Genomic DNA, 21,962 nt, shown 5'->3' on the forward strand with positions numbered 1-21,962 from the left:
CAAGATCCACCCTGGCGACGCTGCTGACAAAAACCTGTATGACCTGCCGCCTGAAGAAGCGAAAGAGATTCCACAGGTTTGCGGTAGCTTGAAAGAAGCCCTGGAAGAGCTGGACAAAGGTCGTGCGTTCTTGACCAAAGGCGGCGTATTCAGCGACGACTTCATCGACGCTTACATCGGCTTGAAAAGCGAAGAAGAAATCAAAGTACGTACTTTCGTACACCCACTGGAATACGAGCTGTACTACAGCTGCTAATCCAGTCACGTCAGTTGCATTGACGTAACAAGAGGCCTCCTTCGGGAGGCCTTTTTTGTGGCTGCATTATAATTTGTCTCATAGCCGGTGCATCGCGTGGCCCGGCCGAACCCATTGTGTTCTATGCTGCCACGCCAGCCCGGTCGCGCTAACTTATCTATAGCAGCCCATGCCAGCCTCCACACTCAACGCGCTTTTGGAGATTCCATGCGTCGAAGCCTTATCTATTTGCTGCTGTTGGTTACCTTGCCTGCTGTCGCGCAGATCTATAAATACACCGATGCCAATGGTAACCCTGCCTATAGCAACCAACCGCCCAACGGCACCCCCAGCGAAACAGTGGACTTACCGCCGCTTAACAGCGTCAATACTAAAAAGCCGAACGTGCAGAACGCCGCGCCCACGACGCCACCTCAACAGAACCAAGCGACGGCGGCCTATAGCGTGCTTGCGCTGACGGACCTGCCCACTGACGAAGCCCTACGGGCCAATAACGGCACCTTTACCGTGGGTGTTGCGATACAGCCGCACCTACAGTCAGGGCATCTGTTGCAATTGGTCATCGACGGCAAGTCCTATGGGCAAATTAGCAATGTCCCGCGGCTGCAGGTAGTGAATCTTGAGCGCGGCGAGCACAGCTTGGCCGTGCGCGTGGTGAGCGGCACCCAAGTTATCCAGCAAAGCGAAACACTCACAGCCACGGTGCAGCGAGTCCATGTCGGTAAACCTTGATTTGCCGAACAGTAAAGTATTGGCGCGACGTGTCTCAGTGCTAAGCATGTTGCTGTGCCTGCTGCTGACTGCCCTGCCCGCAGCGGCTGACGTTTTTACCTACATCGACGCCCAAGGAAATCGGGTATTTACCGATCAGCCCCACAAAGGCGCAAGTCGAGTAGAGATCCCGCCCAGTAACAACATGACCGCGACGCCGCCCAAATCGGTGCCGAAGAAAAAACCAGCCGCGGTAAAGCCAGGTCCACTGTTCCACTACCAAGTGCTGCGCATTTTGGTACCGGAACCTGACGCGACCATCCGCAGCATGACCGGCGAATTAATTGTCAGCGTCAATAACGATCCCGATTTGCAAAAGGGCCACCTATACCGCTTGCTGCTTGACGGTAAGCCTTTCGCGGAAGCGGGCCGCAGTCCGGTTTTTCCGCTGACCAATATTGATCGCGGCACTCACCAACTGTCCGTCGAGATTCTCGACGAATTGGGCCGTATCGTGGAACGCACCGCCAGCCAAGAATTTCACATGCTGCGCATCAGCCTGGCACAGAAGCGTCTGGCCCAGCCGTGCACCATCGAAGACTATGGCGTGCGTCCGGAATGCCCAATTGCAGATAAACCCATAGAAAAAAGCAGTTGGCTGCCGTTCTTATGAGCGCCAAAACTGGCGACGCTCCGTATTGGTGCAATACTGAACGGACTGTGACGCAGCTTTACCCATTTTGGTTCGCAAACCCGTCAAAATCACTCAGCTAAAGGGCCCATTGTCCGAAAAAAGCCCGATTTTGCGGGTTTAACGCTTCTTTTCGGAGCCTTGGTTTGTTTTTTGCAACTTCCATCTAACTAAGCGCCCTACCCGCACCGTATCAGCAACTTGCCCAACCCTTGCGAGGCTCGGCCCGCGTTCGCCAGTGGTTGCAATGTGCCAAAAGAGGTCAACGAGAATTTATGACTATCAGTGATGCGCTGCACCGGCTGTTACTCGATAACCTGACGACTGCCACTATTCTGCTCAATTGCGACTTGCGACTTGAGTACATGAATCCCGCAGCTGAAATGCTGCTGGCCATCAGCGGTCAGCGCAGCCATGGCCAATTCATCAGCGAATTGTTCACCGAGTCAGTTGAAGCGTTGCACTCGCTGCGCCAGGCCGTTGAGCAAGCGCATCCGTTCACTAAGCGCGAAGCGATGCTGACGGCGTTGACCGGTCAGACGCTGACTGTTGACTACGCTGTCACGCCGATCCTCAACCAAGGCCAGACCATGCTGCTGCTGGAGGTCCACCCGCGTGATCGCTTCCTGCGTATCACCAAGGAAGAAGCCCAGCTTTCTAAGCAAGAAACCACCAAAATGCTGGTGCGTGGCTTGGCTCACGAAATCAAAAATCCACTTGGCGGAATTCGCGGCGCCGCACAATTGCTGGCACGCGAGCTACCAGAAGAGAGCCTCAAGGATTACACCAACGTCATCATCGAAGAGGCCGATCGCCTGCGCAATCTGGTCGATCGCATGCTGGGTTCGAACAAGCTGCTGTCGCTGGCCATGACCAACGTGCACGAAGTGCTTGAGCGAGTGTGCAGCCTAGTGGAAGCCGAAAGCCAAGGCTGCATTACTTTGGTGCGTGATTACGACCCGAGTATTCCGGACGTATTGATCGATCGCGAACAAATGATTCAGGCCGTGCTCAATATAGTGCGCAACGCAATGCAAGCCATCAGCGGCCAAAACGAGTTACGCCTGGGCCGCATCAGCCTGCGTACGCGCGCCATGCGCCAGTTCACCATTGGCCATGTTCGCCACCGGTTGGTGAGCAAAATCGAAATTATCGACAACGGTCCCGGTATACCGGCCGATCTGCAGGAAACCATCTTCTATCCAATGGTCAGCGGCCGCCCAGATGGCACCGGGCTTGGCCTGGCGATTACCCAGAACATTATTAGTCAGCACCAGGGGCTGATCGAGTGTGATAGCCATCCTGGCCATACTACTTTCTCGATCTTCCTGCCGCTGGAACAAGGAGCAGCGTCGTCATGAGCCGTAGTGAAACTGTCTGGATCGTCGATGACGACCGTTCTATCCGTTGGGTTTTGGAAAAAGCACTGCAACAAGAAGGCATGACCACCCAAAGCTTTGACAGCGCCGACGGCGTCATGAGCCGCCTGGCCCGTCAGCAACCCGACGTGATCATTTCAGACATTCGCATGCCGGGTGCCAGTGGCCTCGACTTGCTGGCACGAATTCGCGAGCAGCACCCGCGTTTGCCAGTGATCATCATGACTGCCCATTCAGACTTGGACAGTGCCGTAGCATCGTATCAAGGCGGTGCGTTCGAATACCTGCCCAAACCGTTTGACGTTGATGAGGCCGTGTCACTGGTCAAGCGCGCCAATCAGCACGCCCAAGAACAGCAGGGCATGGAAGTTGCGCCGACGCTGACCCGTACTCCGGAAATCATCGGCGAAGCACCGGCGATGCAGGAAGTGTTTCGCGCAATCGGTCGCCTGAGCCACTCCAACATTACCGTGTTGATCAATGGCGAATCAGGTACGGGTAAAGAGCTGGTTGCCCACGCTTTACACCGTCACAGTCCTCGCGCGGCGTCGCCGTTTATTGCATTGAACATGGCGGCCATTCCCAAGGATTTGATGGAGTCCGAACTGTTCGGCCACGAGAAAGGTGCGTTCACCGGCGCGGCCAACCTACGGCGCGGCCGCTTCGAACAAGCGGATGGCGGCACTCTGTTCCTTGATGAAATCGGCGACATGCCGGCCGACACCCAGACCCGCTTGTTGCGCGTACTGGCGGACGGCGAGTTCTACCGTGTTGGCGGGCATACGCCGGTCAAGGTCGATGTGCGGATCATCGCCGCGACTCACCAGAATCTGGAAATTCTGGTGCAAGCCGGTAAATTTCGTGAGGATTTGTTTCACCGTCTCAACGTGATTCGGATTCATATCCCACGGATGTCCGACCGCCGCGAAGATATCCCAACATTGGCCAAGCACTTCCTGGCCCGCGCCGCGCAAGAACTGGCGGTTGAACCGAAGCTGCTTAAAGCTGAAACCGAGGAATACCTCAAACATCTGCCTTGGCCCGGCAACGTGCGCCAGCTGGAAAACACCTGCCGCTGGATCACGGTGATGGCGTCCGGGCGTGAAGTTCACGTCAGCGACTTGCCGCCAGAGCTGCTAAGCCTGCCCCACGATGCTGCGCCAGTCACCAACTGGGAACACGCACTGCGTCAATGGGCCGATCAGGCACTGGCACGCGGACAATCGAGCCTGCTCGACAGCGCAGTGCCGACGTTTGAACGCATCATGATTGAAACCGCCCTCAAGCACACAGCCGGCCGCCGCCGCGATGCTGCTGTGTTATTGGGCTGGGGCCGCAATACCTTGACTCGCAAGATCAAGGAATTGGGCATGAAAATCGATGGCGACGAAGACGACGGCGACGACGCCTGAGTCAATCCCCCAGCGCGGTGTACCTGTTACACCGCGCTGAGGCCTTCCCGAATAAATTCGGCCCCACAGGTCTAGGGCAATCCACAGACCTACAGGTTTCCTTACTGATCAGTCGACGGTTTTTCCCACAGGTTGATCCCGCCTTCCACTGCAAAGCTGTCGATTTCCTTCAACTCGTCCTGGGTGAAATCCAGGTTTTTCAGTGCGCCGACGTTTTCAATGATCTGCTCTGGGCGGCTCGCGCCGATCAATGCGGAGGTGATGCGCGGATCTCGCAGGGTCCAGGCCAAGGCCAACTGCGCCAAGCTTTGGCCACGACGCTTGGCGATTTCATTTAACGCACGCACGTGTGCAATGTTGCTCTCGGACAGGTGCGAAGCCTGCAATGAACCACCGCCTGGTTTATTGACGCGCGCATCCTTTGGGATGCCATTAAGGTATTTGTCGGTCAACAAGCCTTGGGCTAACGGCGTGAACGCAATAACCCCCGCACCAAGGTCGTCGGTTGCGTCCAACAGGTCGCGCTCTATCCAACGATTGAGCAGGTTATAGGCCGGTTGATGGATCAACAGCGGTACTTTCCACTCTTTGAGCAGTGCAGCCATCTCACGGGTTTTTGCCCCGGAATATGACGAGATACCGATGTACAACGCTTTGCCCTGCTGCACGGCAGTGGCTAATGCGCTGGCGGTTTCTTCCAGTGGAGTCAGTGGATCGAATCGGTGCGAATAAAAGATATCAACGTAGTCCAGCCCCATACGCTGCAAGCTCTGATCGAGACTGGCGAGCACGTATTTACGTGATCCGCCGCCTTGGCCGTAAGGGCCTGGCCACATGTCCCAGCCCGCTTTGCTGGAAATGATCAGCTCGTCGCGGTAGTGCTTGAAGTCTTCGCGCAGCAGGCGACCAAAGTTAATCTCGGCGCTGCCATACGGGGGGCCATAATTGTTGGCCAGGTCGAAGTGATTGATGCCCAGGTCGAACGCAGTACGCAACAGCGCACGTTGAGTATCCATCGGCGTGCTGTCGCCAAAGTTGTGCCACAGGCCCAGCGATAACGCAGGCAAAACCAGCCCGCTGCGACCAACACGGCGGTAAGGAATAGCTTCATAACGGTTTTCAGCAGCGATATAAGTCATCGAATCCTCTCTCGTAAAGGTGCATAGGCTGCGACTCCAGTTTCGGAGGTGCAGTTCCCGCTTTTTTATTGGCTGACCCTGTTGAACAGGGTCAGACGAGTTGAGCGAGCATACGCGCACTCATCGAGTTTTCAATAGTCTGACTAATATGTCACCGCACCAAATGCAAGAACTGCATGTGCCGTTCGTATTGATCAAGAATGTCGTTGATCACTTGATCCTTGGTGTAGCCAACCAAGTCGTAATCCTGGCTGCCTTCGCTCAGGTGGACTTCTGCACGGTAATAACGTCGATTATTTGAGTCTTTTGAACCCATTCCGGCGAGGGCGAAAGACGGCGTGAAGAAGCCACGCATCATCACCTGATAGATAAACGGGTGCTCTTCGCCGTGGCCGATCTCTAGGCTGACGCTGTCGTTACTCGGGTCAGGCTGGGTGACAACGTTCAAGCCCTTCTCGACGAACACCGCTGTTACTTCTTCAATGGCCGGGCGTATGGTTTGCTCAAGGAACCGATAAACCTCGTCCCGCGAAGGAAAATGCACGGCCTGGCTCAAGCGATGACGCCAACCACTTCGGCGTGACTGGGAGACCGGAGCCAGTGAATAACCTTGCGCGATCTGGCGCTGAGACTCTGTATGAAAAGCCTTTTGCAGGCCCCACATCATCAGCAGCAAAATCAGCGAGAACGGCAAAGATGTCAGCACCACTGCTGACTTCAACGAATCGATGCTGCCCGAGAACAGCAGTCCACTGGTGATCAGCGCGGTCATCACGCCCCAAAATACCCGCAGCCATTTCGGCCCGTCTTCATCGGCGTTATTCCCCCGTGCAGACAGCGTAGAGAGCACCACCGTGCCCGAATCGGCGGAGGTAACGAAGAACACAAAACTGATGAATACCGTTATTGCGATGACGGTTTTGCTCCATGGATACGTTTCCAGCAGCAAGTAGAGGGTCATAGAGGGATCGTCGATGGCCGATTGGCCGAGCGCGACCATGCCGTGGTTGAGCACCTGGTCGATGGCGCTGTTACCAAATATCGACATCCAGGCCAAGGTGAAGCCCAACGGGATCAGCAACACACCGAAGACGAACTCACGAATGGTCCGGCCGCGGGAAATACGCGCAATGAACAGCCCAACAAACGGCGACCACGCGATCCACCACGCCCAATAAAACACCGTCCAACTTCCGAGCCAGTCGCCGGTTTTGTCGTAGGCGTAAACGTCGAAGCTCTTGGTCGGCAGTGCGCCCAGGTAATCACCGATGTTCTGCACTAAGGTGTTGAGCAGATGCTGCGTAGGTCCGGCGAACAGCACAAACAGCAATAATGCGCAGGCCAGCAGCATGTTGATGTCGGACATCAGGCGCACGCCTTTGTCGACGCCAGCAATGGCCACCAAAATCGCCGCGCCCATCATCAATGTAATCAAACCGACCTGAATCCAGTGGGTGTGCGGCACACCGAGCAGGTAATCGAGGCCAGAGTTCAGGTGCAGAACGCCAAAGCCCATGTCGGCACCCAAGCCGAAGACAGTCGCGATGATGCCAAAACCGTCCACCGCATACCCAATCGGGCCGTTAATGCGTTTGCCGATCAGCGGGTAAAGCGCCGAGCGCAGCGCCAGCGGCAGGTTATGTCGATAGGCGAAGTAGGCCAGTGCCATGCCGACAAAGGCAAACACGCCCCAGCCGTGTAGTCCCCAATGCAGAAACAGCAATTGCATGGCCTGTCGCGCAGACTCTGTGGTGCCGCCCACGCCCTGAGGCGGCTGCAACATATGGGTCAGCGGTTCGGAAACGCAAAAGAAGAACAGCGTGATGCTGATACCGGCGGCAAACAGCATCCCAGCCCACGACAAATAGCTGAACTCAGGTTCGTCGTGATCGGCGCCGAGTTTGATCTTGCCGTAACCGGACAGAGCGGTGACCACCACGAAGACCAGGTACAAGGTCATGGCCAACATGTAATACCAGCCAACCGTATTGGCGGCCCAATCCTGAGCGGCCAGTAACCATTCACCTGAGCGCTTAGGGAAGAGAATCACGACCAGCCCAAATAGCAGAATGAAACTCGCCGCGAAATAAAAAACCGGCGGGTTCATGCGGATCTGACTACGAATTGGAGCGTTTGAACCGCTCATAAAACGAGCACTTCACAGATGGAAATCGTGGCTGAGAAAAACAAATGCAAAAGGTAAGCCTCCTGTTGTGAGCGGGCAGCGAACCACCGATTTTAACTTGAACGTTCAGTCAAGTTAAACACAGATGGTTCGCGAGGCCTAATCGCCGACAGGAATCTGACCGGTGCATTACTTAAGACAATCATCCTTCTGCAGCAAGTTGGCCTGGGACACATTGCACCCAGCCGGCACGCTACGGGTCAGCCAGACATTACCGCCAACCGTCGAACCTTTGCCGATGGTGATGCGCCCCAAAATGGTCGCGCCGGCATAGATCACTACGTCGTCTTCAACAATCGGGTGCCGGGCGTGGCCTTTTTGCAATTGACCGTCTTCGTCGGCCGGGAAGCGCTTCGCGCCCAAGGTCACCGCTTGATAAATCCGTACGCGTTCGCCAATGATCGCGGTTTCGCCGATGACTACGCCTGTTCCGTGATCAATAAAGAAGCTGCCACCAATCTGCGCGCCCGGAGGGATGTCGATCCCGGTGGCAGAGTGGGCTAACTCGGAACTGATCCGCGCTAATAACGGCAATCCGGCGCGGTACAGGTGGTGGGCCAAACGGTGATGGATGACCGCCAAGATGCCCGGATAGCATAACAACACTTCATCGACGCTACGCGCAGCCGGGTCGCCGTGGTAGGCGGCCAAGACATCGGTGTCGAGCAAGATGCGCATGGCAGGCAGCGCAGCAGCAAAATCCTGAATCAGCTGGGTCGCATGGCTCTCGACGGCGTTTACGTCTTCGCCACGCTGGCGCGCTACGTAGCGTAGCTCCAGGCGTGCTTGTGCCAATAACGCGTTGAGTGCGACGTCGAGTGTGTGACCGACGTAAAAGTCTTCGCTTTCTTCGCGCAAATCAACCGGGCCAAGGCGCATGGGGAATAACGCCCCGCACAGCGCCTCAAGTATGTCCCGCACGGCGGCGCGGGACGGTAATTCTCGCCCACCCTGCTCGCCGCTGACTCGGCCATTACGGTGGCGCCACTCGTCCCGGGCTTCACGTAATTGCCCAACGATTTGCTGCAACTGCCAGTTACCGGAACGGCTGTCGGCGGATGCGTCTGAAATATCGCTCACGCTCATCACTCCTTTAGGGCCCAAAGCCCGGATGTGTCCACTTTACGGCAAACTTTCGACACGAAAAAATAACAATTTAAGTAAGGCCTTTTATCTGGCGGACAAGCCCCTCAGATGGAATTGGGTTCAGCATATTGGAACCGCGTCGCGGTACATCGCGGGCAAGCGCGCTCCTACATTAATCTTGGGTATGCACAAATGTTGCAGCCACCCGACGCGAGTGCCTATAGTCCATCGACTTACTTCGCCGGCCATCTAAACCACCATGATCAAACAACAGCTTGCTCGTTTTAATCGTCTGCAATTGCTGGGCACACCCACCGCTCTGGAAAAACTCGAGCGCCTGTCGACATGGACGGGCCGAGATATCTACGTAAAACGCGACGACACCACGACGCTGGCACTGGGCGGCAACAAGGTGCGCAAACTTGAATACCTGGCCGCCGATGCGCTGGCACAGGGCGCCGACACCTTGATCACTGCGGGTGGCCTGCAGTCCAATCACGCTCGGCAAACGGCCGCCCTGGCTGCTCGTTTGGGCCTCGGGTGCGTCGTGCTACTGGAAAATCCTCTCGCCACCAATGATCCCAATTATCTGAACAACGGTAACCGACTGCTGCTGAGCCTGTTCGACGCTAAGGTTGAGCTCGTCGACAACCTAGACAACGCCGACGATCAATTGCATGCCCTCGCCTCCCGTCTTCGGGCCAGCGGTAAAAACCCTTACAGCATTCCCATCGGTGGCTCCAATGCATTAGGCGCCTTGGGTTATGTACGGGCCGGGTTGGAATTAGCCGAACAAATCAACACCACGGGGCTGGATTTTGCCGCCGTAGTACTCGCGTCAGGTAGCGCTGGTACCCACAGCGGCTTGGCCCTAGGCCTTAGCGAATCCCTGCCGAACCTGCCCGTGGTGGGCGTCACCGTTTCTCGCAGCGACGAAGCACAGCGGCCGAAGGTCGAGGGCTTGGCGCAAAGCACTGCCGAACTGCTGGGCGTTAATCTGCCGAATAGCTTCAAGGTCGAATTGTGGGATGAGTATTTTGCCCCCGGCTATGGCGCGCCTAATGCCGGAACGTTGGCCGCCATTAAGCTGGTTGCCAGCCAAGAAGGTTTGCTACTCGATCCGGTGTACACCGGCAAAGCCATGGCAGGTCTACTGGATGGCATCGGCCGTCAGCGTTTCAATGACGGTCCGATCATTTTCCTACACACCGGCGGCGCACCTGCGCTGTTTGCGTATCCGGACGTATTTTCCGAAGCATGACTGAGCGCAGCTACCTATTCCATTAAGAAATATATAAGATATTTTTTAGTATTTAAACTGATATGGCGACTGGCTTTATAGTCGCCTCGCATAAATGGAATAAGGCCGCTTGAAATTGCTGGATAAAGTTTCAAGGCCGCAGTAGCTTTCGTTGGGTCTGATTCTTGCCTGACATTCAAATCACAATAAGGGGCTCTTCATGAACATTGCTGCTATTCGCCGCACCTTTCTTCTCTCTACCTTGAGCCTCGTGCTCGGCTCCAGCCTGATCGGCCAAGCCGTCGCCGGCGACCAACTGCAAAAGATCAAAAGCAGTGGCACGATCAACGTCGGCCTTGAAGGCACTTATCCACCGTTCAGTTTTGTCGGTGAAGACGGCAAACTTGCCGGTTTCGAAGTTGAATTCTCCCAAGCGTTGGCCAAGGAACTGGGCGTAACCGCCAAACTGCAGCCAACCAAATGGGACGGTATCCTCGCAGCACTTGAGTCCAAGCGTCTGGACGTGGTGATCAATCAGGTGACCATCTCTGAAGAGCGCAAGAAGAAGTACGACTTCTCCGAGCCCTACACCATCTCCGGAATTCAGGCGCTGACCCAGAAGAAGGACGCTGACAAGTTCCCGACTCCTGAATCACTGTCCGGCAAAAAAGTCGGTGTCGGCTTAGGCACGAACTACGAGCAGTGGCTGAAAGAAAACGTACCTGGCGCAGTGGTCAAAACCTACGACGATGACCCAACCAAGTTTCAGGACTTGATGGCTGGCCGTACCGACGCAATTCTCGTCGACCGTCTTGCAGCGTTGGAAATGGTGAAGAAGACCAACAACAAACTGGCCGCCTCCGGCAAAGCGTTCTCCCGTCAGGAAGCCGGTATTGCTATTCGTAAAGGCGAGCCTGAGCTGGTGGCGGCGATCAACACCGCCATCGACAAACTGCGCGCCGATGGCACCCTGGCGAAGTTGTCACAGAAGTACTTCGGCTCTGACGTGACCAAATGATTGAAGAGAGTCTAAAGCTAGCGCTGGACTCCGCGCCCTTCCTGCTGAAGGGCGCGTATTACACCGTCATTCTCAGCCTGGGCGGCATGTTCTTCGGCTTGTTGCTGGGCTTCGGCCTGGCATTGATGCGTTTGTCGCGCCATAAGCTAGTCAGCGGTGTTGCGCGGGTGTACGTGTCGTTCTTTCGCGGCACGCCGTTGCTCGTCCAGCTGTTCGTGATCTATTACGGCCTGCCGCAATTGGGCGTCGAGCTGGACCCATTACCTGCTGCGCTAATTGGTTTTTCGCTGAACATGGCGGCCTACGCGTGCGAGATTCTGCGTGCCGCCATTGGCGCCGTGGACCGCGGGCAATGGGAAGCTGCAGCGAGCATCGGCATGACCCGCGCGCAAGCCATGCGCCGGGCCATTCTGCCCCAAGCCGCGCGCACCGCCTTGCCACCGCTAGGCAACAGCTTCATTTCGCTGGTCAAGGACACCGCGTTGGCGGCGACGATTCAAGTGCCTGAGCTGTTTCGGCAGGCGCAATTGATCACGGCCCGCACCTTCGAAATTTTCACCATGTACCTGGCCGCAGCACTGATCTACTGGATTCTCGCCAGCCTGCTCGCACATTTGCAGAACCGACTGGAAGCGAGGGTCAACCGACATGATCAGGAGTCTTGAAGCATGATCGTGGTTGAAAAACTGACCAAACAATTCAAAGGCCAGACGGTGCTCAAGGGCATCGACCTACGCATTGAAGCCGGTGAAGTGGTGGCCATTATCGGTCCCAGCGGATCGGGCAAAACCACATTGCTGCGCTGCCTCAACTTTCTTGAAGAACCCAGCAGCGGCAGTATTCAAGTGGGCGATATCAAGATCGACGGCAGCAAGCCACTGACTCAGCAGGCGGGGTTGATTAGGCAACTGCGGCAGCACGTGGGTTTCGTCTTTCAAAACTTTAACCTGTTCCCGCACCGTACCGCGCTGGAGAACGTGATTGAAGGCCCCTTGGTGGTCAAGAAGATGCCAAAAGAACAGGCCGTCAAACTCGGACTGGCTTTACTCGCCAAGGTCGGGCTTGCGGGCAAAGAGGATTCGTACCCACGGCGCTTATCGGGCGGCCAGCAGCAACGGGTAGCGATTGCCCGCGCGTTGGCCATGGAACCCGAAGTCATTCTGTTCGATGAACCCACGTCAGCGTTGGACCCAGAGCTGGTGGGCGAAGTATTGGCCGCCATTCGCGCCTTGGCCGAAGAGAAACGCACCATGGTCATCGTCACTCACGAAATGAGCTTTGCCCGGGACGTGGCCAACCGGGTGATCTTCATCGACAAGGGCGTGATCGTTGAGCAGGGTGAAGCCAAGGCACTGTTTGCTAATCCTCGAGAAGAACGGACTCGGCAGTTTTTGGAACGGAGTCGGAACTGAGGATTGGGTTCGAGCTGTAAAAACAGCGCTAAATATGGCGCTGTTTTTGTTTGCGAGTCAGTTGTCGTAATGAAATCGACAAGCGAGAACAGTGAGAGCTCCGCCCTCGAAGAGGTACACGAGCCGATGTTCTCGGGTAATACGCCGAGACCAAAATCCCGAAAGGTCGCCTTTCAACGGTTCCGGTTTGCCAGTTCCCCGAAAAGGTGTTCTGCGGATTTCCTCGATAAGGCTATTGATCGTGGCGAGAATCGCGGCATCTACCGCTACCGTTGAATCCTGCCAGTACTGATAGTCATCCCACCCATGGGAAGTGAACGACACGTCTACGGTTTCTCTAGCTTCAGCCTTGTTCTTCTGTTTCTGCTTCTGCGACATTCAGCAAAATCCCTTTGGTGAAGGCTTTTCCGGCTTTTAATTGAGCAATTGATTCACGTAGGCGCGTAGCGTTAGCGACAGTACTGTTTAGGTACATCGTCTCTTCCATCGAGTTGAAGTCATCCAGCGACAACATGACCACATGATCACCGCGTTGACGCGTGATAACTGCAGGTTCGTGATCCCGGCATACATCGTCCATCGCTTGCTTTAAACCGGCACGAGCCTGGCTAAACGTTAAAATATTCATCAGTTTGTAATCCTTGCCCGAGATTGTCTGGGGCTCCTTTCCAGGTTCTCCTGGTGAGGTAGATCCTCGGGATAATCCGCGAGGGCTAGAGACAAGCGGCCGATTCCTGATCACCTATGCCTGCATCGAGATACATTGTACATAACTTTGTACATCGGTAAAGGCCCAAGCGGCAGAACAAACTGTCGTTTATGTCGTCCTGCGTAAAGGCATAACGAAGGTGATGGGGCTTCTACACCTTGTCCAGCGGGGCTGTCTGCCGATCAGCTGTCGCTCCGAAATCTCGCCAGCGCAATTCACCTAACCAGCATCCAGTCACCATTATGGGGCGGATGGGCATCAGCATCGAGGCCCAAGGACAGTCAGACCAACCATTTTTGACAGCCTACTAGGCGTGCAAAGGTTCAGACTGCCTGCCATAGACTTACAAGTCCCGACCACCCACCAAGTAGGACGCAATGCGTACTTTCAAGTGCTCTTCTATCCCCTTCGACGTAGGAACAATCTGATTCCTTCGCCTCCCCTGCGTCAGGGGCCTGCACTGCCTTGACACCCTTCGCCATTCCCTCTTAGCTAGGCCCCAGCTAACTCAACCCCCGCTTAACAAGGACTATCGCGTGGCGTCGCTTCGTCGGCCGCGGGTAATAAGGAGTCTCGAACATGGACAGTGCGACCCCAACTTCCAATCACATCACGTTGCTTGCACCTTCGTTACCGCAGGCCAATAAATTCGGTATCGGCGCCAAAGCTGCTGCTCATCTGATTGTCACCATCCCGCCCTACGCAGCGATGGACGAGGGTGATCTGATCACCTTGTTCTGGGACGGCTGTTACGTCGCCTCGAAGCTTCTGGCAATTGATGATATTGGCCAACCGCTGAGGTTGCGTGTACCGGAAAGCTTCGTGCAAAGCGGCACCGTCAGCAGTTGGTATCAAGTGCAAAAAATCGGGAGCACTCCGGCGACTTCACCTGACAAAAAAGTGTTGATCAAGCTCGACTGCCCCGGCGGCAATCTCAGCCATAACATCACCGAACAAAATCAAAGCCTCGCACCTCCAACACTGTCTGACAGACAGCTTAAAAACGGATTCATGGTGACCATCGAGGCCTACGAAAATATGGCCGCCCAGGACGAAATCACCTTGCGTTGGGGCGACCTGCGAATGGATCTACCGGCGGTGAACGCACAGGATGTCGGCAAGCCCATCATCCTGAAAGTACCGCCAGCGATGATTCTGGAAGCCGCTGAAGATCCGTCACTGGAGGTCACCTATTGCGTGATTGATCTGGTCGGTAATAACTCACGTTGGGCGCCTATCCGTTCATTGAGCATCCCGACGTCCGTCTAACCACCGTCGCTTCTATTCTTATTCCAAAAAGCACGTTTATTTAATTTTTATACACGCTTAGGGTATATAGACCGGACCACCGGACCACCGTCAGTTTATCTTTGCCGCCGCCCCTTAAGGGCAGCGGCTCATGTCGAGGTTTGGAATGGTCATCTTCACCATCACCCCCGTGTACAACGCCAAAACATCCCGTGCAGCCTTGGAGTTGCGCTGATGTCCGACTTGGCGATTACACCCCTCAATCATCAGTTGGACGTTGCTCCGCTGCTGTTACCCGCGAAAGTGCTAAGCAATGATTTCGAGGCGATTGCTGCCGCCCATGAACTGGCCGAGGTTGCTCGCCAACATGCGGCGCAGCGTGATCGTCAGCGCAAACTGCCATGGGCAGAAATCGAACAGTTCACACGCAGTGGGCTGGGCAGTATTTCAGTGCCCAGGATTTACGGTGGCCCGCAGGTTTCGTTTGTCACCGTAGCCGAAGTATTCAAGATCATTTCCGCTGCCGATCCCGCGCTGGGGCAAATTCCGCAGAACCAGTTTGGCGTCCTGAATTCTCTGATCGGCAGCGCCAACGAGGCACAGAAAAAAGAGCTGTTTCAGAGCGTCCTCAATGGCTGGCGCATCGGCAATGCAGGGCCCGAGCGCGGCACTAAAAACACCTTGGACCTCAAAGCCCGAATCGTTGCCGATGGCGACGGCTTCGTTATCAACGGCCAAAAGTTTTATTCCACCGGTGCACTGTTCGCTCACTGGGTAGCGGTCAAAGCGTTGAACGAGCAAGGCCAACAAGTGTTGGCCTTCGTCAAACGTGGCACGCCGGGGCTGCGCATAGTTGATGATTGGTCGGGCTTTGGTCAGCGCACTACCGCCAGCGGCACCGTGTTACTGGAAAACGTACGCGTAGAGGCCGAACACGTCATCGACAATTGGCGCCTGGCGCTGATTCCGAACATCCAAGGCGCAGTGTCTCAGCTGATCCAGGCCGCCATCGACGCCGGGATCGCTCGCGAAGCTATTGATGACAGCATCACTTTTGTCCGCGAACGCTCGCGCCCGTGGATCGAAGCCAAGGTCGAGCGCGCCAGCGATGACCTGTACGTGATCGCCGATATTGGCAAGTTGAAACTCGAACTGCACGCCGCCGAGGCGCTTTTGCGCAAGGCCGGCCAAGTGCTGGATGAAATCGCTGCCGCGCCCATCGATGAGCAATCGGCCGCACGCGCTTCAATCGTCGTTGCTGAAGCAAAAGTCCTGACCACCGAAATCGCCCTGCTCGCCAGTGAAAAGCTGTTCGAACTGGCCGGCAGTCGCGCCACATTGGCTGAATTCAACCTCGATCGCCATTGGCGCAACGCACGCGTGCATACCTTGCACGACCCAGTGCGCTGGAAGTACCACGCCGTCGGTAACTACCACCTCAACGGCGCATTGCCCGCTCGGCATTCCTGGATCTAACCAGACCACTGGAGACACACATGACTTCTCTTTCCTCGCTGCGTGCCCACCCCGCAGTGATCAACAGTGACGCCCAAGCCCTAAAAGTGGCCGGCGAGCTGGCCGAACAGTTTAAACGCGAGAGTGCCGTACGTGACCGCGAGCGTCGCCTGCCCCACGCTGAACTCGATCTATTTTCCAACTCAGGCTTATGGGGCATCAGTGTTCCGACGACCTTCGGCGGCGCTGGGGTGTCGAACGTCACGTTGGCCAAGGTCATTCAGATCATTTCTGAAGCCGATTCGTCCCTTGGGCAAATCCCGCAGAACCATTTTTATGCCCTCGAAGTGCTGCGCGTAAATGGCAGCGCCGAGCAGCAAAAGCGCCTTTATGCCGAAGTATTGGCAGGCGCTCGATTCGGCAATGCATTGGCCGAGCTGGGCACCAAAACCGCCCACGACCGCACCACGCGCTTAAGCCGCGACGGCATCGGTTATCGCATCAACGGCCGCAAGTTCTACTCAACCGGCGCGTTGTACGCACAGCGCATCCCAACGTCGGTGATTGACGAGCAAGGCATACAACAACTGGCATTTGTCGCCCACGACAGCGCCGGCTTAAGCGTGATCGACGACTGGAGCGGCTTCGGCCAACGCACCACGGGCAGCGGCTCGGTGGTGTTCGAGAATGTATTCGTCAGCACTGACGACGTGGTGCCCTTTCAAACGGCTTTCGAACGTCCGACCACTGTGGGCCCGCTGGCGCAGATTCTCCATGCCGCCATCGACACCGGTATTGCCCGCGCGGCGTATGAAGACGCGTTGCATTTCGTTCGCACGCGCACTCGGCCGTGGATTGATTCCGGCATCGAAAAAGCCGTGGACGATCCATTAACCCTGCTCAGTTTCGGCAAACTCGGCATCCGTCTACACGCCGCCGAAGCGCTGCTGGAACGAGCCGGTGAGTTCCTTGATCGCGCACAGACAGATAGCAGCGCAGCCAACGTTGCTGCGGCCTCTATTGCGGTGGCCGAAGCACGGGCCATCAGTACCGAAATATCCCTCGCCGCTGGCAGCACCTTATTCGAATTGGCCGGCAGCCAAGCGACGCTGGCCGAACATGGACTCGACCGACATTGGCGCAACGCACGGGTGCATACGCTGCACGACCCGGTGCGCTGGAAGTACCACGCCATTGGCAACTATTACCTCAATCAAGAAAATCCACCGCTGCGGGGGACGATCTGATGGCCAAGAAAAAAATCCTGCTGAATGCGTTCAACATGAACTGCATTGGCCATATCAACCACGGCCTGTGGACCCATCCACGAGACAATTCCACCGAGTACAAAACCCTCGAATACTGGACTGAATTGGCGCAATTGCTGGAGCGCGGTTTGTTCGACGGGTTGTTCATCGCCGACATCGTGGGTGTGTATGACGTCTACCAACACTCCATCGACGTGCCGCTGAAAGAGTCGATCCAACTGCCGGTGAATGACCCGCTGTTGCTGGTCTCGGCGATGGCCGCCGTGACGAAGAACCTTGGCTTCGGTCTGACCGCCAACCTCACCTATGAGGCGCCGTATTTGTTCGCCCGACGCATGTCGACCCTTGATCACCTGAGCCGCGGCCGAGTGGGCTGGAACATCGTCACCGGCTACCTCGACAGCGCCGCCAAGGCCATGGGGCTCAACGAGCAAATCGAACATGACCGTCGTTACGATCAGGCCGATGAGTACCTGGAGGTCCTTTACAAGCTCTGGGAAGGTAGCTGGGAAGACGATGCGGTGATCAATGATCGCCAGCAAAGGGTCTATGCCCAACCCGGCAAAGTGCACAAAGTCGAGCACAAGGGTGAGTTCTATCAGGTAGAGGGTTATCACCTGTGCGAGCCGTCGATTCAGCGCACGCCGGTGTTGTTTCAGGCGGGGACGTCAGAGCGCGGTTTGCAGTTCGGTGGGCGGCACGCCGAGTGCGTGTTCATTAGCGGCCAGAACAAGGCCGCGACCCGCGAGCAAGTCGACAAAGTTCGCGCAAGCGCTGTGGCAGCGGGTCGCAACCCTGAGGACGTGCGGATATTCATGGGCCTGAACGTGATTGTCGCCGCCACCGAAGAGTTGGCGCTCGCCAAGCACCGCGAGTACCAGGAGTACGCCAGCGCCGAAGCCGGGGTCGCGCATTTTGCCGCCTCGACCGGGATCGATTTTGCTGAGTACGAATTGGATGAGCCTATCCAGTACGTGAAGAGCAACGCCATTCAGTCCGCCACCAAAAATCTGAAAAACAACGACTGGACGCGCCGGCGACTGCTGGATCAACACGCGCTGGGTGGGCGCTACATCACCCTAATCGGTTCGCCCGAGCAGGTAGCAGATGAGTTGGAGTCCTGGATCGCCGAAACCGGCCTCGACGGCTTCAATCTGACCCGCATTGTGACGCCGGAGAGCTATGTCGATTTTATCGATTTGGTCATCCCGGAGCTGCAACGCCGAGGGTCTTACAAGACTGCTTATGACAGCGGCAGTTTGAGGGAGAAGTTGTTTCATGAGGGTGCCCGATTGCCTGAATCGCATGCAGGCGCGGGGTATCGACACGTCTCCAAATAATGCTGCGACCGCTGCGCGATCGATCGCGGGCAAGCGCGCTCCCACAGGTAAAACGCGGCCCCAAGTAGGAGCGCGCTTGCCCGCGATGACGACCTAACAAACACCATCAATTTCCCGGAAAGACACACCATGACAAAAACCCTGATTGCCCTCGCCCTGAGCGTACTCGCACTAACCGCCCAGGCCGACGATAAACCACTGAAAGTTGGCACCACCGCAGCCTTCTCCATTCCGCTGGAAGCTGCGGTCGCCGAGGCCGCCAAGCAAGGCTTGAAAGTCGAGCTTGTAGAATTCAGCGACTGGATCGCCCCGAACGTCAGCCTCGCCGCCGGCGATATCGATGTGAATTACTTCCAGCACATTCCATTTTTGGAAAACGCTAACGCAGCAGCCGGTTTCAATCTGGTGCCGTTCGCGCCGGGGATCATCAACAACGTCGGGCTGTATTCGAAGAAGTACAAAAGCTTTGATGAATTACCGACAGGCGCTACGGTCGCCATCGCCAACGACCCGATCAACAGCGGCCGCGGTCTGCAACTGTTAGCCAAGGCCGGGCTGATCACGTTGAAACCTGGTGTTGGTTACAAAGCCACCGAAGAGGACATCACCGCCAACCCGAAAAAAATCAAACTGATTCAGGTTGAAGCCGTGCAATTGGTTCGAGCCTATGACGATGCCGATCTGGTGCAAGGCTACCCGGCGTACATCCGTTTAGCGAAGACCTTTGATGCCACCTCGGCGTTGCTATTCGACGGCCTGGACCACAAAGAATATGTGATCCAGTTTGTCATCAAACCGGAAAACAAATCCGACCCGCGCATCGCCAAGTTCGTCGATATCTACCAGCACTCGCCAGTGGTTCGTGCCGCACTGGATAAAGCCCACGGCAAGCTGTACCAAGCTGGCTGGGAAAGCTGAACATGAGCGCAACCGCCCAACGTCGACTGACCCTTGAACCGGCCGGGGCTACAGCGACGACAGCCCTGCACCCTGACTTGAACCGCGCCCACGTTCGCTTTATCAACCTGGGTAAAACCTACGACAGTAAACAGGGCCCGGTAGATGCGCTGCTCAATATGGACCTGGCGATCCAGCGTGGCGAAGTGTTCGGCATCATCGGCCGCAGCGGCGCCGGTAAATCGTCGCTGATTCGTACCATCAACCGACTGGAGCGTCCGAGTAGCGGACGCGTGTTGATTGATCAAGTGGACATCGCCGAGTTCGACGAAGACCACCTGGTTCAGCTGCGCCGGCGCATTGGCATGATCTTTCAGCATTTCAACCTGATGTCGGCCAAAACCGTGTGGCAGAACGTTGAGCTGCCGCTGAAAGTTGCTGGTGTGCCGCGTGAACAGCGTCAGCGCAAAGTCACCGAGTTGCTGGAGTTGGTCGGTCTGCAAGACAAGCACAAGGTCTACCCGGCGCAACTGTCGGGCGGGCAAAAACAGCGGGTGGGAATTGCCCGCGCATTGGTGCATGACCCGGCGATTTTGCTGTGCGATGAAGCCACTTCAGCCCTGGACCCCGAGACCACTCAATCGATCCTCGGCCTGCTGCGCGAGATCAATCAGCGGCTGGGGTTAACGATCATTTTGATCACTCACGAAATGGCCGTGATTCGCGATATCTGTGACCGGGTTGTAGTGCTCGAACAAGGACAAGTGGTTGAGCAAGGCCCGGTCTGGCAAGTGTTCGGCAACCCGCAGCATGAGGTCAGCAAAACCCTGCTGGCGCCGCTGCAACACGGGCTACCCGAAGACCTGCTGGCACGGATGAAACCGCAGCCGCAGCAAGCCAATGCCGCTGTGGTGCTGGACCTGCATTTCACGGGCGTCAGCGGCGAAGAACCGGACTTGGCGGCGCTGTTTAACATTTTGGGCGGGCGTATCAGCCTGTTGCAAGGCGGCGTCGAGCGCATTCAGGGCCGTGCGCTCGGACATTTGATTTTGTCGGTCGCGCACTCGCCACATGGACGCGAAGAACTGCTCACCCGCGCCCGCACACTGGCGCAACGCGCGGAGGTATTGGGTTATGTGGTTTGATCGATTGCTGCAAGGCACTATTGATACGTTTTTGATGGTCGGCGTGTCGTCACTGATCGCGCTGTTGGTGGGTGTTCCACTGGCGGTGTTCCTGGTCACCAGCAGCAAGGGCGGAATTTACGAAGCGCCAAACCTTAATCGGGTCTTGGGAATAATCGTCAATTTATTCCGCTCGATTCCGTTTCTGATTTTGATGGTCGCGCTGATCCCCTTTACCCGGCTGATTGTCGGCACCACCTATGGCGTGTGGGCCGCAGTGGTGCCGCTAACCATCGCCGCGACGCCCTTTTTTGCGCGCATCGCTGAGGTGAGTTTGCGTGAAGTCGACCACGGGCTTATCGAAGCCGCACAGGCCATGGGCTGCCGTCGCTGGCACATCGTTTGGCATGTGCTGCTGCCTGAGTCGCTGCCGGGCATCGTTGGCGGGTTCACGATCACTCTGGTGACGATGATCAACTCATCGGCCATGGCCGGTGCCATCGGGGCCGGTGGGTTGGGGGACATTGCGTATCGCTACGGCTATCAGCGTTTTGACAGTCAGGTCATGCTGACCGTGATCGTATTGTTGGTGGTATTGGTTGCAGTGATTCAACTCGGAGGTGATCGACTGGCACACACCTTGAACAAACGCTGAGCAGGGGTATATTCAGCGCTTGTTCACGCTCAGACAGACTCGCCATGAAACTCGATCCGCAGGACCTCGCACAAATCACTGCCACCACCGTCGGCCATTACAACTCCGTGGCCGACGACTTTCGCGAAGGAACGTGGGACCACGACGTCAGCCAGAATATTGCGGCACTGCTGCGGCATATCGAAGGCAGCGCGCCGTTGCAGATTCTGGATTTCGGCTGCGGACCGGGGCGCGATCTTAAAACCTTTACCGCGATGGGGCACGTTGCGGTTGGGCTAGACGGCTCCGAACGTTTCGCTGAGATGGCCCGTGAAGAGACCGGCTGCGAAGTGCTGCAACAGAACTTTCTTGAACTGGATCTGCCCACCGAACGCTTCGACGGCATCTTCGCCAATGCGGTGCTGTTCCACGTGCCGCGTCAAGAGCTGCCACGAGTCTTGCGCGAACTGCACGGTGCGTTGAAACCACACGGCGTACTGTTCAGCTCCAACCCTCGGGGCGAGAACAAAGAAGGCTGGAACGGCAGCCGATATGGCTCGTATCACGACTTGGATAATTGGCGTGAACTGCTCAATGCGGCGGGGTTTATTGAGTTAGAACATTACTTCCGACCTGAAGGATTGCCACTGGCGCAACAGCCTTGGTTGGCCAGTGTGTGGCGTAAGGTTTGAAGGATTGCGCCGTCTCAGCTGACGTCTTCGCGAATAAATTCGCTCCCACAAGGTACTGTAATTCTC

At 56.4% G+C, this 21,962-nt stretch carries 21 protein-coding genes and 1 pseudogene; 17 read left to right on the forward strand and 5 right to left on the reverse strand.

Features of this window, described 5'->3' with window-relative positions; translation table 11 throughout:
- The 5 genes and pseudogenes from glnA to ntrC form a co-directional block, all read left to right on the forward strand.
- Positions 1 to 256 (forward strand): annotated as a pseudogene (gene glnA / locus M0974_RS08490) (glutamine synthetase); the annotation flags it as partial.
- A 207-nt stretch (positions 257 to 463) separates the two neighbouring features.
- Positions 464 to 988, forward strand: coding sequence for a DUF4124 domain-containing protein (locus M0974_RS08495; RefSeq protein ID WP_297835287.1), 525 nt, complete (start codon positions 464 to 466; stop codon positions 986 to 988).
- Positions 989 to 1,025: 37 nt separating this feature from the next.
- Positions 1,026 to 1,640 (forward strand): DUF4124 domain-containing protein, encoded by a 615-nt coding sequence (locus tag M0974_RS08500; protein ID WP_297835361.1) that lies wholly within the window; start codon positions 1,026 to 1,028, stop codon positions 1,638 to 1,640.
- 293 nt (positions 1,641 to 1,933) lie between these two features.
- Entirely contained in the window at positions 1,934 to 3,019 is a 1,086-nt protein-coding gene (gene glnL, locus M0974_RS08505) for a nitrogen regulation protein NR(II) (protein ID WP_297835290.1), read from the forward strand.
- Positions 3,016 to 4,449, forward strand: a complete 1,434-nt coding sequence (ntrC, locus tag M0974_RS08510; protein ID WP_297835293.1) for a nitrogen regulation protein NR(I) — start codon at positions 3,016 to 3,018, stop codon at positions 4,447 to 4,449. Before glnL ends, ntrC begins: the two co-directional genes overlap by 4 nt.
- A gap of 101 nt (positions 4,450 to 4,550) precedes the next feature.
- On the opposite strand, the gene mgrA is transcribed toward ntrC, so the two are convergent.
- From mgrA to epsC, 3 genes are all read right to left on the reverse strand, one after another.
- Complete coding sequence (gene mgrA / locus M0974_RS08515) at positions 4,551 to 5,588, reverse strand: L-glyceraldehyde 3-phosphate reductase (RefSeq protein ID WP_297835296.1); 1,038 nt, start codon at positions 5,586 to 5,588, stop codon at positions 4,551 to 4,553.
- A 151-nt stretch (positions 5,589 to 5,739) separates the two neighbouring features.
- The gene (gene betT / locus M0974_RS08520) at positions 5,740 to 7,695 is read right to left on the reverse strand and encodes a choline transporter BetT (protein WP_297835363.1); all 1,956 of its coding nucleotides are present in this window, start codon (positions 7,693 to 7,695) and stop codon (positions 5,740 to 5,742) included.
- A 207-nt stretch (positions 7,696 to 7,902) separates the two neighbouring features.
- The gene (epsC, locus tag M0974_RS08525) at positions 7,903 to 8,853 is read right to left on the reverse strand and encodes a serine O-acetyltransferase EpsC (RefSeq protein WP_297835299.1); all 951 of its coding nucleotides are present in this window, start codon (positions 8,851 to 8,853) and stop codon (positions 7,903 to 7,905) included.
- A 265-nt stretch (positions 8,854 to 9,118) separates the two neighbouring features.
- Between epsC and M0974_RS08530 the strand changes: the two genes are divergently transcribed.
- The 4 genes from M0974_RS08530 (at position 9,119) to tcyN (ending at position 12,529) form a co-directional block, all read left to right on the forward strand.
- A complete protein-coding gene (locus M0974_RS08530; RefSeq protein WP_297835302.1) occupies positions 9,119 to 10,120 on the forward strand; it encodes a D-cysteine desulfhydrase in 1,002 nt (333 codons plus the stop codon).
- 199 nt (positions 10,121 to 10,319) lie between these two features.
- Entirely contained in the window at positions 10,320 to 11,117 is a 798-nt protein-coding gene (tcyJ, locus tag M0974_RS08535; protein ID WP_297835305.1) for a cystine ABC transporter substrate-binding protein, read from the forward strand.
- Positions 11,117 to 11,782, forward strand: a complete 666-nt coding sequence (gene tcyL / locus M0974_RS08540) for a cystine ABC transporter permease (protein WP_297835365.1) — start codon at positions 11,117 to 11,119, stop codon at positions 11,780 to 11,782. The genes tcyJ and tcyL overlap by 1 nt, the downstream gene beginning before the upstream one ends.
- A 3-nt stretch (positions 11,783 to 11,785) precedes the next feature.
- Positions 11,786 to 12,529, forward strand: coding sequence for an L-cystine ABC transporter ATP-binding protein TcyN (gene tcyN / locus M0974_RS08545; RefSeq protein WP_297835308.1), 744 nt, complete (start codon positions 11,786 to 11,788; stop codon positions 12,527 to 12,529).
- A 57-nt stretch (positions 12,530 to 12,586) separates the two neighbouring features.
- Here tcyN and M0974_RS08550 read toward each other — a convergent pair whose 3' ends face one another.
- Together M0974_RS08550 and M0974_RS08555 are read right to left on the reverse strand one after the other, a co-directional pair.
- On the reverse strand, positions 12,587 to 12,907 hold the full coding sequence (locus M0974_RS08550; RefSeq protein WP_297835311.1) for a Txe/YoeB family addiction module toxin: 321 nt from the start codon (positions 12,905 to 12,907) through the stop codon (positions 12,587 to 12,589).
- Entirely contained in the window at positions 12,873 to 13,157 is a 285-nt protein-coding gene (locus M0974_RS08555) for a type II toxin-antitoxin system Phd/YefM family antitoxin (RefSeq protein ID WP_297835313.1), read from the reverse strand. The genes M0974_RS08550 and M0974_RS08555 overlap by 35 nt, the downstream gene beginning before the upstream one ends.
- A gap of 660 nt (positions 13,158 to 13,817) precedes the next feature.
- On the opposite strand from M0974_RS08555, the gene M0974_RS08560 reads away from it, so the two are divergent.
- From M0974_RS08560 to M0974_RS08595, 8 genes are all read left to right on the forward strand, one after another.
- Complete coding sequence (locus M0974_RS08560; RefSeq protein ID WP_297835316.1) at positions 13,818 to 14,507, forward strand: hypothetical protein; 690 nt, start codon at positions 13,818 to 13,820, stop codon at positions 14,505 to 14,507.
- Between the two features lie 213 nt (positions 14,508 to 14,720).
- Complete coding sequence (locus M0974_RS08565) at positions 14,721 to 15,962, forward strand: SfnB family sulfur acquisition oxidoreductase (protein ID WP_297835317.1); 1,242 nt, start codon at positions 14,721 to 14,723, stop codon at positions 15,960 to 15,962.
- Positions 15,963 to 15,982: 20 nt separating this feature from the next.
- Positions 15,983 to 17,188 (forward strand): SfnB family sulfur acquisition oxidoreductase, encoded by a 1,206-nt coding sequence (locus M0974_RS08570; protein ID WP_297835320.1) that lies wholly within the window; start codon positions 15,983 to 15,985, stop codon positions 17,186 to 17,188.
- Positions 17,188 to 18,549: an LLM class flavin-dependent oxidoreductase gene (locus M0974_RS08575; RefSeq protein WP_297835323.1), complete on the forward strand. Its 1,362-nt coding sequence runs from the start codon at positions 17,188 to 17,190 to the stop codon at positions 18,547 to 18,549. The genes M0974_RS08570 and M0974_RS08575 overlap by 1 nt, the downstream gene beginning before the upstream one ends.
- Positions 18,550 to 18,678: 129 nt before the next feature.
- Positions 18,679 to 19,467, forward strand: coding sequence for a MetQ/NlpA family ABC transporter substrate-binding protein (locus tag M0974_RS08580; protein ID WP_297835326.1), 789 nt, complete (start codon positions 18,679 to 18,681; stop codon positions 19,465 to 19,467).
- 2 nt (positions 19,468 to 19,469) lie between these two features.
- Entirely contained in the window at positions 19,470 to 20,591 is a 1,122-nt protein-coding gene (locus M0974_RS08585; protein ID WP_297835328.1) for a methionine ABC transporter ATP-binding protein, read from the forward strand.
- Entirely contained in the window at positions 20,581 to 21,225 is a 645-nt protein-coding gene (locus tag M0974_RS08590; RefSeq protein ID WP_297835331.1) for a methionine ABC transporter permease, read from the forward strand. Before M0974_RS08585 ends, M0974_RS08590 begins: the two co-directional genes overlap by 11 nt.
- Before the next feature lie 44 nt (positions 21,226 to 21,269).
- Positions 21,270 to 21,896: a bifunctional 2-polyprenyl-6-hydroxyphenol methylase/3-demethylubiquinol 3-O-methyltransferase UbiG gene (locus M0974_RS08595; protein ID WP_297835334.1), complete on the forward strand. Its 627-nt coding sequence runs from the start codon at positions 21,270 to 21,272 to the stop codon at positions 21,894 to 21,896.
- The last annotated feature ends 66 nt before the right edge of the window (positions 21,897 to 21,962 follow it).

This window comes from Pseudomonas sp., from assembly GCF_026224925.1.
In the GTDB taxonomy this organism is placed as follows: domain Bacteria; phylum Pseudomonadota; class Gammaproteobacteria; order Pseudomonadales; family Pseudomonadaceae; genus Aquipseudomonas.

Excerpts from the sequence above, each read along its gene's own strand:
- M0974_RS08495 (WP_297835287.1), top strand. The coding sequence starts at position 464 with ATGCGTCGAAGCCTTATCTATTTGCTGCTGTTGGTTACCTTGCCTGCT.
- glnL (WP_297835290.1), top strand. The coding sequence starts at position 1,934 with ATGACTATCAGTGATGCGCTGCACCGGCTGTTACTCGATAACCTGACG.
- ntrC (WP_297835293.1), top strand. The coding sequence starts at position 3,016 with ATGAGCCGTAGTGAAACTGTCTGGATCGTCGATGACGACCGTTCTATC.
- mgrA (WP_297835296.1), bottom strand. The coding sequence starts at position 5,588 with ATGACTTATATCGCTGCTGAAAACCGTTATGAAGCTATTCCTTACCGC.
- betT (WP_297835363.1), bottom strand. The coding sequence starts at position 7,695 with ATGAACCCGCCGGTTTTTTATTTCGCGGCGAGTTTCATTCTGCTATTT.
- M0974_RS08530 (WP_297835302.1), top strand. The coding sequence starts at position 9,119 with ATGATCAAACAACAGCTTGCTCGTTTTAATCGTCTGCAATTGCTGGGC.
- tcyJ (WP_297835305.1), top strand. The coding sequence starts at position 10,320 with ATGAACATTGCTGCTATTCGCCGCACCTTTCTTCTCTCTACCTTGAGC.
- tcyN (WP_297835308.1), top strand. The coding sequence starts at position 11,786 with ATGATCGTGGTTGAAAAACTGACCAAACAATTCAAAGGCCAGACGGTG.
- M0974_RS08550 (WP_297835311.1), bottom strand. The coding sequence starts at position 12,907 with ATGTCGCAGAAGCAGAAACAGAAGAACAAGGCTGAAGCTAGAGAAACC.
- M0974_RS08555 (WP_297835313.1), bottom strand. The coding sequence starts at position 13,157 with ATGAATATTTTAACGTTTAGCCAGGCTCGTGCCGGTTTAAAGCAAGCG.
- M0974_RS08560 (WP_297835316.1), top strand. The coding sequence starts at position 13,818 with ATGGACAGTGCGACCCCAACTTCCAATCACATCACGTTGCTTGCACCT.
- M0974_RS08565 (WP_297835317.1), top strand. The coding sequence starts at position 14,721 with ATGTCCGACTTGGCGATTACACCCCTCAATCATCAGTTGGACGTTGCT.
- M0974_RS08570 (WP_297835320.1), top strand. The coding sequence starts at position 15,983 with ATGACTTCTCTTTCCTCGCTGCGTGCCCACCCCGCAGTGATCAACAGT.
- M0974_RS08575 (WP_297835323.1), top strand. The coding sequence starts at position 17,188 with ATGGCCAAGAAAAAAATCCTGCTGAATGCGTTCAACATGAACTGCATT.
- M0974_RS08580 (WP_297835326.1), top strand. The coding sequence starts at position 18,679 with ATGACAAAAACCCTGATTGCCCTCGCCCTGAGCGTACTCGCACTAACC.
- M0974_RS08585 (WP_297835328.1), top strand. The coding sequence starts at position 19,470 with ATGAGCGCAACCGCCCAACGTCGACTGACCCTTGAACCGGCCGGGGCT.
- M0974_RS08590 (WP_297835331.1), top strand. The coding sequence starts at position 20,581 with ATGTGGTTTGATCGATTGCTGCAAGGCACTATTGATACGTTTTTGATG.
- M0974_RS08595 (WP_297835334.1), top strand. The coding sequence starts at position 21,270 with ATGAAACTCGATCCGCAGGACCTCGCACAAATCACTGCCACCACCGTC.